The 14,037-nt window shown below is 40.4% G+C and carries 10 protein-coding genes; 4 read left to right on the top strand and 6 right to left on the bottom strand.

Annotated features, from left to right (window positions below):
* Positions 1 to 13: 13 nt before the first annotated feature.
* On the bottom strand, positions 14 to 1,201 hold the full coding sequence (locus K7X70_RS22410; protein WP_222539141.1) for an acetate/propionate family kinase: 1,188 nt from the start codon (positions 1,199 to 1,201) through the stop codon (positions 14 to 16).
* Between the two features lie 268 nt (positions 1,202 to 1,469).
* On the opposite strand from K7X70_RS22410, the gene K7X70_RS22405 reads away from it, so the two are divergent.
* Positions 1,470 to 2,561, top strand: coding sequence for a class I fructose-bisphosphate aldolase (locus K7X70_RS22405; protein WP_255607571.1), 1,092 nt, complete (start codon positions 1,470 to 1,472; stop codon positions 2,559 to 2,561).
* 56 nt (positions 2,562 to 2,617) lie between these two features.
* Here the strand turns inward: K7X70_RS22405 and K7X70_RS22400 are convergent, their stop codons facing one another.
* Positions 2,618 to 3,997 carry an MBL fold metallo-hydrolase RNA specificity domain-containing protein gene (locus tag K7X70_RS22400; RefSeq protein WP_222539140.1) on the bottom strand — a complete coding sequence of 460 codons (1,380 nt, stop codon included), beginning with the start codon at positions 3,995 to 3,997 and terminating at the stop codon, positions 2,618 to 2,620.
* Positions 3,998 to 4,172: 175 nt separating this feature from the next.
* Here K7X70_RS22400 and K7X70_RS22395 point away from each other — a divergent pair, with 175 nt between their 5' ends.
* Positions 4,173 to 5,126 carry a 1-phosphofructokinase family hexose kinase gene (locus tag K7X70_RS22395; RefSeq protein ID WP_222539139.1) on the top strand — a complete coding sequence of 318 codons (954 nt, stop codon included), beginning with the start codon at positions 4,173 to 4,175 and terminating at the stop codon, positions 5,124 to 5,126.
* On the top strand, positions 5,123 to 6,088 hold the full coding sequence (locus tag K7X70_RS22390) for a 2-hydroxyacid dehydrogenase (RefSeq protein WP_222539138.1): 966 nt from the start codon (positions 5,123 to 5,125) through the stop codon (positions 6,086 to 6,088). The genes K7X70_RS22395 and K7X70_RS22390 overlap by 4 nt, the downstream gene beginning before the upstream one ends.
* Here K7X70_RS22390 and K7X70_RS22385 read toward each other — a convergent pair.
* Positions 6,085 to 8,577 carry a cation-translocating P-type ATPase gene (locus K7X70_RS22385; RefSeq protein WP_222539137.1) on the bottom strand — a complete coding sequence of 831 codons (2,493 nt, stop codon included), beginning with the start codon at positions 8,575 to 8,577 and terminating at the stop codon, positions 6,085 to 6,087. The two genes, K7X70_RS22390 and K7X70_RS22385, sit on opposite strands and share 4 nt — an antisense overlap.
* 180 nt (positions 8,578 to 8,757) lie before the next feature.
* Here K7X70_RS22385 and K7X70_RS22380 point away from each other — a divergent pair, with 180 nt between their 5' ends.
* The gene (locus tag K7X70_RS22380) at positions 8,758 to 9,807 is read left to right on the top strand and encodes a response regulator (RefSeq protein ID WP_222539136.1); all 1,050 of its coding nucleotides are present in this window, start codon (positions 8,758 to 8,760) and stop codon (positions 9,805 to 9,807) included.
* On the opposite strand, the gene ppsA is transcribed toward K7X70_RS22380, so the two are convergent.
* The 3 genes from ppsA to K7X70_RS22365 form a co-directional block, all read right to left on the bottom strand.
* Positions 9,791 to 12,181 carry a phosphoenolpyruvate synthase gene (gene ppsA / locus K7X70_RS22375; protein WP_222539135.1) on the bottom strand — a complete coding sequence of 797 codons (2,391 nt, stop codon included), beginning with the start codon at positions 12,179 to 12,181 and terminating at the stop codon, positions 9,791 to 9,793. The two genes, K7X70_RS22380 and ppsA, sit on opposite strands and share 17 nt — an antisense overlap.
* Positions 12,182 to 12,255: 74 nt before the next feature.
* The gene (locus K7X70_RS22370) at positions 12,256 to 13,095 is read right to left on the bottom strand and encodes a universal stress protein (RefSeq protein WP_222539134.1); all 840 of its coding nucleotides are present in this window, start codon (positions 13,093 to 13,095) and stop codon (positions 12,256 to 12,258) included.
* A 20-nt stretch (positions 13,096 to 13,115) separates the two neighbouring features.
* On the bottom strand, positions 13,116 to 14,006 hold the full coding sequence (locus tag K7X70_RS22365) for a universal stress protein (protein WP_222539133.1): 891 nt from the start codon (positions 14,004 to 14,006) through the stop codon (positions 13,116 to 13,118).
* Positions 14,007 to 14,037 lie beyond the last annotated feature (31 nt).

Raw genomic sequence — 14,037 nt, 5'->3', positions numbered from 1 at the left:
GATAGCCCTCTGGTTAAATACCAAGATTTAAAAGGTTATGGGTATGCTGAGCAATAATTTGTTCTTCATCACTTTCAAATACGCATACAGTTACCCAACTTTTTTCTGCAGAGATAATTTCCGCATGATCTGAATTGACTTTCTGATCAAGAATAATTCCCAAAAAATTCAAATCTTGGCAAATTCGTGCCCTGATTTCAGAAGAATATGATCCTATACTGCCAGTAAAAACAAGGGTATCCAACCCGCCCATAGCCGCAGCCAGTGCACCAATAGCCTTCTTTGCCTGATAACAGAATAAGTTAAGCGCTTCTTTAGTTTTCGGATTGCTTTTTTCCTGAGCCAGCAACTCCTGTACATCCCCTATTTCCCTTATTGGTAGCATAACATCAGACTTACTGAGCAACTCGTCTAATTGACTTAAATCGAAACCGTACACTTTCATTAATGCTAAAATAACACCAGGGTCAAGATCACCAGAACTAGTACTCATTACCAATCCTCCTGCCGGACTCAAAATCATAGTAGTATCTATGCTGATCCCTTTTTTTACAGCCACCATACTTGCTTCAATATCTAAATGGGCAATGATGATCTTTTCCCGCGCCGGATGGAGAATTTGCTCTATTAATTTTTCCATAATAAATTCATAAGAAAGACCATGAAACCCATATCGGATCAATCCTAATTCCTTATATTTTTCATCTAGCGGATAATATCTGGCGTTTGGGGGCATATCCTGATGAAAATAAGTATCAAAACAAGCGACCTGTTTTACGCCCACAAAAGCGGCGTCAAATTCGTTAATGAGTTCAATCTCTTCTGGCAAATGATTTGGAGCTAAATAGCTATATTTCTGCAAATCAGAAAGTAACTCTTCAGTGATCAACGTGGGTTTAAAATGTATCGGACCACCCTGAGTAACCCGATGGCCAATCCCTACTAAGGGAAACTCAAGTTCGTGAAACTTAAGCCATTTAATAAATTCGGCAACAACACCTTCTCTATCCTGTTGATTTAAAACCCAATGGTCTATGGTTTCACCTGCAAAGTCTTTGACAGACCATGATAAAAATTTCCCTCCAGAAAATTTAGCCATTCCAGAACACTGCATTTTCTTGGTTAGGGCATCAAATAGCTTAAATTTGAAACTGGAGGTCCCCATATTAAGGGCAAGAATACTACCATTTGTCTGTACCATAAGGTTTATTTCTTTAGGATCAGCCTTCCCAAATATAATTAATGATTTGTTTGTGCCGTACCCAACAAAGATTCGAAAAACAAACTGAAAAGCGCATGATAAACATCACCCAAACAAATGACAATCAACACTATGAAAAGCAAACTACAAAGGTTTAAACGATGAGTATCATAATGCGAATGAATTGCTGAAAAATAAAGCCCGAATGTCTTGAATCACCAGGTTCAATGATCACCATCATTTTTTATTTGTAATCTATCATAGAGATTTGAGTACGAATCCATTGATCATGAACTACCATCAAATAACAGCGCTGATTGGGGAAAACGAAAATCTTTTTTCACACCGATGCGAAACGATAACAAAAGCAAACCTTCATTTACCTGGTGCTGACTTTATAGATCGGATTTATATCAACTCTACCAGGAATATCCAAACATTGCGGAGTCTGAATAGCATTTACAATTCCGGAAGACTTTCCGGAACAGGCTATCTTTCTATTTTACCCGTTGATCAGGGAGTTGAACATAGTGCCGGTGCATCGTTCAGCTCAAATCCTATTTATTTTGATCCTGAAAACATTGTTCGTCTGGCCATTGAAGGCGGCTGCAATGCGGTTGCCAGCACTATTGGGGGACTGGCCGCGGTGGCAAGAAAATACGCGCACAAAATCCCCTTCATTATAAAACTTAACCATAATGAGCTGTTGACCTATCCAAACAAGTACGATCAAGTGATGTTTACTTCTGTAAAAAATGCATGGAATTCAGGTGCTGCTGCAGTTGGAGCAACCATATATTTTGGATCTTCAGCATCAAATGAACAGCTTATAGCCGTTTCCCAGGCTTTTGAACAGGCACATCAACTTGGCATGGCCACCGTATTGTGGTGTTACCTCCGAAACGATCATTTTGTTCAGGATGACATTGATTACCATACCGCTGCAGACCTAACCGGTCAGGCAAATTATCTGGGTGTAACCATACAGGCAGACCTGATCAAACAGAAATTACCCGAGCTCAATGGCGGTTACAAAGCGCTATGCCGATATGGAACGAAATATGGAAAATACACAGAAGAAATGTATACTCAGCTGACCACAGTACACCCGATAGATCTGTGCCGGTACCAAGTGATGAACTGCTTTATGGGTAGAGCTGGACTGATCAATTCAGGTGGCGCCTCTACAGGCAAAGATGATCTAAAAGAAGCCCTTAGAACCGCCGTTATCAATAAACGCGCAGGTGGAATGGGCCTCATCACTGGAAGAAAATCGTTTCAAAAACCATTTCATGAAGGTGTAGCACTACTTCATGCGGTACAGGATGTGTACCTGGAACAAAAAATTGATATTGCCTAAAATTAGGATTCCCTTCCATCCCTTTGATGGGCAGTACAATTTAGAATGACCTTGCTTTATACCGTAAAAAGTAGCGTATCCTGATGCTGTTTCATGATCTTCACAGGAAGGTTTAATTCTGTTTGGATTTTAACACGCAATGCTTCCTGTGCGCAGGGTTCTCCATGAACCAGCAATATTTGTTTTGGAGGCTTTTCAAATTTCCTGATCCAGTTCATCAGTTCCCTCTGGTCAGCATGAGCAGATAACCCCTCAATTTCTATAACCCCAGCCTCAACTACATAATACTTACCATGAATTTTCACTTCATGTGTTTTGTTGAGCAAGGCACGGCCTCTGGTACCCTCTGCCTGAAAGCCAATAATCAGCACTGTATTTCGGCTATCCCCAACATAATGCTTTAAATATTCCAGCACTCTTCCACCTGTCAGCATCCCACTGGCTGCAATAATAATTTTACTTCGCTTATCTTTAATGTAACCCATCGTGTTGATGTAATCCTGGTTAATCGTAATCTGGTTATTCAATTCCAGAAACTCCTCCTTGCTGATGCTCAGGAAATCATCCGCATAATGCAGGGAAATAAGGGTCGCAGCAGCAGCCATTGGACTATCCAAAATAATGGGAAGGTCTAAAGGTATCTTCCTTTGTCTTTTTAATTGATTTAACATATAAATCAATTCCTGCGCACGCCCTACTGCAAAACTGGGAATAAGTACATTTCCCTTTCTGGCGATAGTTTTATGAATCAGCTCTGCGAGCTCATCGTAAGGATTTTGATCGCCATGGAGCCGATCTCCATATGTGGATTCCATAATGACATAATCCGCTGATGTAAAATAATCCGGAGCAGGCAAAATTGCGCTGTGAGGTCTCCCGATATCCCCCGAAAAGATAATTATTTTTTCAAAACAGGTCAATTCAATAGAGCAAGCTCCTAATATATGCCCACAGGTTTTGAAACGGAAATGGATATGGTCACTAAGCGGGATAAAAGCATCGCATTCAACGGGTTTAAAATGCTTAAAGGACGCGATGGCGTCTTCGGTAGTATAAAGTGGCTTAGCTGGATGATGCTTAGTATATCGGTGTTTATTTGCATGATCAGCATCTTCCTCTTGTAGTTTTGCACTGTCCATTAAAATGAGCTCCGAAAGTTCAGCTGTTGGTTTAGTCATATAAATCTTTCCCTTAAACCCCATTTTTACTAACAAAGGGATATACCCGCAATGGTCCAGATGGGCATGTGTTAAAATAATCAGATCAATTTCAGCAGCCGGAATAGGCAATGACTGCCAGTTTTGTTCCCGCAGCGATTTAATTCCCTGAAACAAACCACAATCAATAAGAATATTGAGTTCTGGAGTTTTCAACAAATGTTTTGATCCGGTTACTGTCTCAGCAGCACCCAGGGATTGTAAAATGACTTCATTCATAATACCATTGATTAGACCGCATAAAGATGATGCTACTTCTCTACAAAAACAATGACTTTCAGCACCTTAGGTAGTGACCAAAAACACGAAATGGTATGCATAGCCTCATAGTTATTTTACTGCATAATGAAGATATTTACGGATAGCGAGTTTAAACGCACTAAAATTTCAACACATGGCAACTATAGTCACGATAACTTTTAACCCGGCTATTGATAAAAGTACAACCGTACCTCTACTGATTCCTGAGAAAAAATTAAACTGCAGTGCCCCTACCTATGAGCCTGGTGGGGGTGGAATTAATGTAGCAAGAGCGATCAAACGGCTTGGAGGAAATGCCACAGCAATTTACTTATCCGGGGGCTATACCGGAAGGACATTTACTGAATTACTGCTAAAAGAAGAAATTGATATTATTTCTATTAAAACTGAGGGCCTGACAAGAGAAAATCTGGTCGTAAAAGAGATCGCCAGCAATCAGCAGTTTCGCTTTGGAATGCCCGGAGATCCTGTTGCAGAGAAGGAGTGGAAAAATTGCATTAAGGCCTTATCCAAAATTCCAGATGTAAAATATATCGTGGTAAGTGGCAGTCTTCCGATAGGAATACCACTAGATGTTTTTGACAGTCTGTCCAAAATTGCTCAATTCAAAAAGGCAAGACTGATCGTTGATACCTCCGGCGCAGCATTAAAATATGCAGTCACAAATGGCACCTTTCTGATTAAACCAAATCTGAAAGAACTAGCAATGCTCGTTGGTGCAACGCAGCTCAGCATTGATCAAGTCGAACAAGCGTCAAAAGAAATCATCAGCCAATATCAGTGCGAAGCCGTGGTCACTTCCCTTGGATCTGAAGGAGCGATACTGACCACGGTTGATGGGGCTTACAGGATCACAGCTCCTAAAGTAGCCGTCCAAAGTACTGTTGGTGCCGGGGATAGTATGCTGGCGGGTATTACCCTCAGCCTTTCGAACAACAACAGCTTGATTGAATCTGCAAAATATGGTGTAGCCTGTGGAACTGCAGCGACAATGAACCAAGGAACCGAACTCTGTCATATAAACGATGTAAGGAATTTATACGATCAAATTGTAAAGAACTCACAACTTAAATCTATAATCAAATGAAAGCAATATGTTATAGCACAAAAGCAGTTGAGAAAGATCTGCTGATCAAAGCAAATGATAACAAGCATGACATCACCTTAATTTCCGATGCATTAAAAGCGGAAACTGCCTGTTTTGCAAAAGGAAATCAAGCAGTAATTGTTTTCACAAATGATGAGGTCACCGCTCCTATTATCCATAAACTATCAGGCCTTGGTATTCAATACATTCTTACCCGATCAGTGGGGACTGACCACATTGATATCGAAGCAGCAAAGAAACTTGGAATTCAAGTGGCCAATATACCGGCCTATTCACCAGAGGCAATTGCTGAACACACGCTAGCACTCGCCTTAGCGCTAAGCCGCCATTTAATTCAGGCAGATCAGCAATGCCGGGAGTTTAACTTTTGTCTGGATCACCTAACAGGTTTCAACTTCTTCGGAAAAACTATTGGACTCATAGGCCTCGGACATATTGGTACTGCTACTGCTGCTATATTCAATGGATTGGGTTGTAAAGTGCTGGGTTATGACATCAAGCCACAAAAAATAAAGCATGTTGAAATAGTAGCTCTTGATACCTTATTACGGGAGTCGGACGTCATTTCGCTACATACTCCACTAACCCCAGCGACCACACACATGATTAATGAGGATACCTTACGATTAATGAAAGATGGGGTGATGATCATCAATACAGCCCGTGGTGATCTCATTAAAACAACAGCTGCTTTAGCTGCTTTAAAAAGCAAAAAAATTGGCTACTTAGGTTTAGATGTTTATGAATATGAGAAAGGTTTGTTTTTTGAAGATCATGAAGTCGACGAAATCAGAGACCCATTGTTCTCAGAATTATTGAGTTACCCAAATGTACTGATAAGTCCGCACCAGGCATTTTTAACAAAAGAAGCACTGGAAGAAATAACCAGCCATACCATAAACATTATGGACCGCTGGAGCGAGACTGTGGCAGTACCTTAAACCGTTTTTCTCTTTCTCCATTTCATCAGCTCATACCAAATGACACTGAGAAATCCCATGCCTGTACTTACGCCCAACTGAGCCATAGAAAGAGATTGGAATTCAAAAAAAGCAGATAAGAATCCATTATAAATTAACAGTCCACAAATAGCAATAGTGAGCAAAATAATTCCTAGAACCAAATTGTTTTTATATTTCAACGTCGCCAGGATACTGTAATAGAAGGAACGATTGATTAAGGTTAAAAATATATTGGCGGAAATCAGAACCGTAAAAACCATAGTCCTTGTAGTGTTTTCACCTAAATCATGGAAAACTGCATATTGGTAAGTCAACAAGGTACCAACGGTGATCATCACTCCTTGTACAACACTCGTCATCAATTCCTTAGCATTAAAAAAGGTGCTAGTGAACGGTCTGGGCTTTTGTAACATGGTGTTTTTCTCCATCGGTTCATTTTCATAAATAATGGAACAGGTTGGCCCCATAATCAATTCCAGAAAAATGATATGTACGGGGGAAAAGATATTCGGATAAATCCAGCCCAGCGCTAGTGGGATAAACACCGTAAGAATAATAGGGATATGAATAGAGATGATGTACTGTATTGCCTTTTTAAGATTTGCATAAATCCGTCTGCCCATCCCAACTGCAATGACCATTTTTTCCAGATCATCGGCAACCAGCACTAGTGAGGCTGCCTGTTTAGCAATTTCTGTCCCCTTTTTTCCCATCGCAATGCCAATATGAGCGGCCTTAAGTGCAGGCCCATCATTGACTCCATCACCTGTCATGGCTACAATTTCATTGTTTCCCTTAAGTGCATTAATGATCTTAAGCTTGGCTTCAGGAAACATCCTTGTAAAAATGGAAGTGTCAGTTACCCTTTGTTTCAATTCAGAATCCGTCAGTCGCATCAGTTCATCACCGCTAATGCTATTTTCAGCACCCCGAAAACCAACCTGACGGGCAATCGCGCAGGTAGTCAGCGCATTATCACCCGTTACAATTTTCACCTTAATTCCCGCAGTATAAAAGCTCTCAAAAACAGCAGAAATATTTTTCTTAGGCGGATCATAAAAAGCAACCAGTCCTTTAAAGCTAAAGTCAAAATCCTGTTGTTTCTTCGGGAAATTATCGGTTGTAAATATCGCTTCACCGACGCCCAAGATGCGATAACCTTGATCGGCTAGTTCCTTTACCGCTGTTTCAACACTCCTTTTTTGATCTTCATCCAAATCAGAAACACGCAGCAATGCTTCAGGAGCTCCTTTTGCAGCCACCACACGATCCCCCTGCTGGTTTTGAAAAATATGTGTCATCATCGGCGGCTTTCCACCTAAGGGGTATTCATGTCTCATTTTATATTGTGGCCTTTCATCCAATGGCGTAATTGTTGAATAAGCCTCATGTAAGGCAATCTCCATAGGATCAAAGGGAATCGGCTCACTAGCCCACATCGCCGTCCTAACCAGCATCTTCTCGGCCAGACTAAGTTCATTTTCTAGCTTTGAAATCTTTCCATCTTCAATGGTATATAGCCCTGCCAGGCTCATCTTATTTTCTGTAATGGTTCCAGTCTTATCTGTACAGATCACAGTAGCGCTACCCAATGTTTCCACGGTTTTCATTTGCTTCACCACAATCCCCATTTTCATTAATCTCCAGGCCCCCAAGGCCATAAAAGTGGTAAAAGCAACTGGAATCTCCTCCGGTAAAACACTCATGGCAATGGTAAGGGCCTTCATCAAGCTATCTAAACCATTTCCGGAATTATAATAATTTATAGCCCAGACTATTGCAAAAATAACAGCACCAGCAAAAACCATTTTTTTTACAAAATTACTGATCTGTATTTCCAGTGGTGTTTTCTCTTCTTTAATCTGTTCCAGACTTTCGGCAATTTTACCCAATTTCGTTTCATTTCCAATTGCGGTTACCTTAACAATCGCTAATCCACTGGACACTGTAGTACCCGAATAAACCTGATGATCAGCCAGGCTCCGATCCTTATAAACGGACATCGATTCGCCGGTGAGTATCGACTCATTCACAGAAAAATCATTGGATTGTACAATTTCGCCATCTGCAGCTATAAACGTCCCCTCCTCAACCACCATATAATCGCCAAACACCAGTTCTTCTGATTTAACCTGAATAGTTACTCCATTTCTGATCACTTTGCAATCCGGCTCAGTTAACTTTTTAAGTTGCGCCAACGCATTTCTACTCCTCGAATCCTGATACAAGGAAATCACTGATATGAGCACAATGGCAATGGCCAGGAAAACACCATCCCCCACACTTCCATTCACAAAATAAATCGCTGATGCTACAAAGAGTAAAATGACCATTGGTTCTTTCAACAAGCCTTTCAAAACATCTAAAAATCCATTCTGCTGTTGATGGTTAAATGAATTACTTCCATACACATTTCTTGCAGCCATCACTTCTTCTGAAGTCAATCCCTGTATTTTTTCTGATTCCATTGATTACAATTTTACTCGATTAAATTTACAATAATAGTTGCAGATAAAAACCATTAAGTTTCTGGGTAAAGCTTAATGAAGACTTTAAAACAAATGAGCAAATTAACTGTTAACTTAATAAGTTTTAATCTCTAACCACCCTATTTATAGACAGTTAAATAATTGTGTTAATTCTTAGACATGAAAACTCTACTAATTATTGAAGACAATAGTGACATTCTTGAAAGCTGCAGTGAAATCCTCGAGCTTTCAGGCTATAAAGTATTTCAATCTGACAATGGAAAATTCGGTGTGGAGCTGGCCACACGACATCATCCAGATCTGATCATGTGTGACATCATGATGCCTGAACTAGATGGCTATGGGGTATTGTATTTATTAAAGAAAAACAAGGATACCGCTGAAATCCCGTTTATTTTTTTAACGGCTAAAACGGATAGGATCGACTATAGAAAAGCAATGGAAATGGGGGCTGATGATTACCTGACAAAACCATTCAGTGATATGGAATTGCTAAATGCCATTGAAACAAGAATCAACAAATCTCAGCGACAAAAAACCTTTTATACCAATACCTTTCAAAATCATGACCTGCTGAATATGACTGAAGGAAATGGAATGAAAGCGCTTAAGGAGCTAATCCTGAACCGGAAAATACGTCACATCAAGAAAAAACAGGTGCTTTATTATGATGGAGACCTTCCCCAAGGCCTATATCTCATTGCTGAAGGCCAGCTAAAAACGGTAAAAAAAGTATTAGACGGACGACAACTGATTACTGGCCTATACAAGGCAAATGATTATATTGGTTTAGATGCACTTTTACTGGATGAAGTTTTCACAGAATCTGCTGAGGCTACAGAAGATACCTCTTTATACTTCCTGCCTAAGGAACTTATTATCGAACTCATTAACAAATACCCTGAAGTAAGCTATCAGTTTATTAAAATATTGTCCAATGAAATTCAGGAAAAAGAAGAACAGCTATTAGAGCTGGCCTACCTCTCAGTCCGCAAACGCATTGCCCAGGCTTTACTTCGCCTGAGTAAGAAATCACCTATTCCCTCCAGCATTCAGATCTCCAGAGAAGAACTGGCTGAACTGGCTGGAGTGGCCATAGAAACCGTAAGCAGAACCCTGACCGATTTTAAAGAGGAGGGTCTTATTGAGAAAAATGGCAACCAACTGGTGTTGATAAATATGAGTAAAATGATTAAAATGAAGAACTGACTTCTTGTTTTAGCGCTTTATTAATCGTCGCAATCCCCTTGATCAAGGCATCCGCATTAAATGCGATGCTACTGATTCCATTTTCGACCAACAAATGGGTAAAAGACTCCGAATCACTGGGAGCTTGCCCGCAAAGTCCGACTTTCTTATTCAATAATTTAGCTTTCCGGATCATTTGAACAATCAGAAATTTGCTGGCGGCATTTTCCTCATCAAATAAATCAGCCACCAGTGCCGAATCACGGTCGATGCCTAAAGTCAGCTGTGTAAGGTCATTTGAACCAATAGAGAAACCGTCGAATACCTCCGCAAATTCTTCCGCCAGTATGATGTTACTAGGTATTTCTGCCATCACAAAAATTTCAAGCCCATTGTCTCCTTGTTTCAGCCCAAATTCTTTCATCAATTCAATTACTTTCTTCCCCTCCTGAACAGTACGGCAAAATGGGATCATCAACTTCACATTGGTCAGACCAATTTCATTTCTGACCAGCTTCATCGCCTCACATTCCAATCGGAAACCTTCCCGGTAACGCTCATGATGATATCTGGATGCTCCCCGGAAACCAAGCATAGGATTTTCTTCCTTGGGCTCAAACGATTGTCCGCCGATCAATCCCGCATATTCATTGGATTTAAAATCACTCATCCGAACAATAACTTCTTTCGGGTAAAAAGCCGCAGCGATAGTCGCAACCCCCTTTGAAAGCTGATCTATAAAATAGCTTTCCTTGTCAGCGTATAACCTTGTGAGTTCCTCAATTTCTAATCTTTCCTTTTCATCGCTGACCTGATCCGGCTTAATCAGCGCCATAGGATGAATTTTAACGCAATTGCTGATCAAAAATTCGAGTCTCAGTAAACCAACACCATGATTGGGATAAAATGACAGCTCAAAAGCCTTTTCAGGATCAGCAATGATCAGCTGCGCCTTAGGACTCGCAGGAAGATCAACATCTTCAATATTTACAATAGTTTCTTTCCAGCTTAACTGCCCCTGATAGGCAAAACCCGTCTTACCTGCAGAACAGTCCAATGTAATTAAATCCCCATCTAAGATCTGCGTGGTTGCATTGGTCGTCCCCACAATCGCAGCAGCCCCCAGCTCTCTGGCAATGATTGCAGCATGGCTGGTTCTTCCCCCTCGATTCGTAACTATTCCCGCCACTTTCTTCAATATTGGGTCCCAATCTGGACTTGTCGTATCTGTAATTAAAATATCGCCTTGATTGAGCTTACCAGCTTCCTTCGGAGAAGTTAGAATTCTCGCCGGACCACTCACAATCCTGCTGCCAATCGCTTCGCCTCTTGTTAATTCTATACCCTTTTGCTCCAAATGGTAGGACTTCAACTGCAAGATTTTTCGCTGCGAATGGACGGTTTCAGGACGCGCTTGTATGATATATAGCTGATGACCAATCCCATCCTTTGCCCACTCAAAATCCATCGGTACTTGATAGTGTTCTTCAATAATCAGCGCCCATTTAGCCAGCTTTTCTATTTCTATATCCTCCAATACAAACTTATCTTGTAAATCTGCTGGCGTATCGTTGTTTACCGTAGAATTGACATCGTCATCCAATTCGGCGTAAGCCATGGTTTTATGTTTACTGCCCAAATTCTTTTGTATCACAGCCCGGAACCCTTTCTCCAGACTAGGTTTAAAAACCAGAAACTCATCAGGAGTCACTGTTCCCTGAACAATGTTTTCTCCTAGTCCCCATACCCCGGCAATATGTACAATGTTCCTGAATCCAGATTCCGGCTCCAGGGTAAAGCCAATGCCTGAACAGCCAATGTCTGAACGGATCATTTCCTGTATCCCAACAGAAAGAAATACTTTGCTATGTTCAAATCCTTTATCCTCACGGTATTTAATCGCCCTGTCCGTGTACAATGAGGCAAAACATTGTTTAACGGCATGAAGAAGCGCATAATTCCCCCTAATGTTTAAATAGGACTCATGGAGACCAGCAAAACTGGACTCAGGAAGGTCTTCAGCGGTAGCACTGCTGCGGACAGCGACTTCTTGTGACCCTTCATCGAACATGGCATCATAAGCACCTAGAATAGCCATACCAAGCTCATTGGTCATCCGGCCAGACATCATCAGTGCCCTGGCCTTTGCTCCTATCTCTTCCAAATTCTTGAATTCACTTTTATCTAATGATTTCATGAGCTGAGCTAGTGCTTCCTCCAGTTGGTTACATCGAATAAAGTACTGATAAGCCTCCACAGTAACTGCAAAACCTTTTGGTATTAAAATGCCTTTAGGCGTTAAATTAGTGAACATCTCCCCCAAGGAAGCATTCTTTCCGCCCACCTTAGCAATGTCTTTCATGCCTATCTCACTAAATTTTTTAACATATTCCATGGTACGTTCGTTTATAGGATAATAAAATATAACCAATGATTTTTCGTCTATCTAAATGGGTTCAGCATTCGGCATTAATGGTGTGCGATAAACAAAGGTTTATCCAAGCCGTTCATTAACACGTCTGCTAAACTATGTTTAACCCATCTGGAGAATTTATTCCTTCTGTAAGCACCCAATACAACCAAGTCATTTTTTCCAGAATCATTTAAGTAAGCCAGTATATTTTCTTCGACATTTCCATTCAATAAGCTATAATTTACATTTGGAAAACATCGATTCATAAAATCAACCATCAATATGTTTCCGGGAAGTTGTCCCTCTTCTATATCTCCTTCATTCACAGAAACTAGGTCGACAGGAAGGTCTCCCCAATCCTTAAAAAGATAACTAAACATTTTGATCGCAAAGATGGAAGACGGACTACCATCATATAGCAACACTATTTTTTCGGGAATTTTAAAATGATCAGGAACTACAACTACCGGACATTGTACATCTGCCAAAATCTCTTTAATAAACCCAGATGGTTTTTTTTCATCAATCCTTGTAAATTTCTCGTGTTTGTTTACAATGATGAGGTCAGCAAACATACTTTCATACTGCAGTTCTTCTACTGCAATACTGTTATCCCGATGAATCTCATATTTAATTTGTGCCTCCTCACATAATCTTTGAAACTGATATACAGACTCATCTCTTTGCAATTGATCCTTTTCATTCCGGACTTTCATATCGGCTTCCGGATCAGACGAATCTTTTAACACCTTTCTTAGGTTATAATTGTGATAAAAGAAAGCGTCAAGAAAAACACCTGTTAGACAACTGTCAGATTTTTTTGCTAGTGCAACAGCGTAATCGAAGGTACTTTTACATAATTTGTAGCCATCAAAAACAGCGAGAAAATTTTTCATATGCTTAGTTGATTAAGATTTCAGGATACAGGTTTTAAAATTTCCATATATTTCGGGGAGAAAACCAATAATGGAATTTTTGTATGTCTTGAAAGCTTTTGAGTATGGCTTCCCTTAAATATTTTCCCCAATAGATTGTGCTCGCGATGAGCAATGGCTATCAGGTCAACATCCTCTTGTCCAGCAAGCCATTGCAATCCATGATCAACATCTATATTCCAAACATATTCATACTTTATGCCTGAACTTTTGATAATGGGCTTTATTTTATTGAAAAAAGCATCTATTTTTTCCTGCACCTTGCTCTGAGCGTCGACCTCCTTATTTGTAATATGAACAATCGTAATATGCGCATTTAAGGGTGAGGCCAGACTCAGCAAAAATTCAAGAACCTGCAAATCCTCGAGATTTAGATCTGTTGCGAATGCAATTTTTCTAATCTTCTTAAACTCTGCCTCATAGGGTACCAGCAATAAAGGCACTGTTGCCTTTTCAATCATTTCTTTACTATTGCTCCCCAGAATAAATTGGGTGAGGCCAGAAGCGCCGGCAATTCCCATCACCAGCAGGTCTGCCTTTTCCTTTTTAGCAAGTTCAGCCACTACCTCACTCACACTGCCAACACCACTTTCATAGTCTAAATTAGGACAATATTCCTCTTCTTCAAGGGAGCATGATGGATCAGTCAATGATTTAACCATGACGTCCAAATCGCTGTTAACCTCTTCTTTGATCTCTGCATAATCCATCAATGGCCAAGCCACTTGTGATGCCATTGGTGCTTCAGCAGGGACTTTAAATGCATTACACAATAGAATATCCGCCTTCAACTTCTTAGCTAATGCTAAAGCATAGCGCGCAGCATTTTCGGCTGGTACAGAGAAGTCTGTTGGTATTATAATCTTTTTCATAGTCCGTTATATTTAAATGTTAAGTTGAATC

The sequence above is a fragment of the Pedobacter polysacchareus genome, assembly GCF_019802255.1.
In the GTDB taxonomy this organism is placed as follows: Bacteria; Bacteroidota; Bacteroidia; order Sphingobacteriales; family Sphingobacteriaceae; genus Pedobacter; species Pedobacter polysacchareus.
The sequence above is the reverse complement of the archived record's forward strand: the minus strand, read 5'-3'. Positions and strand labels throughout refer to the sequence as shown.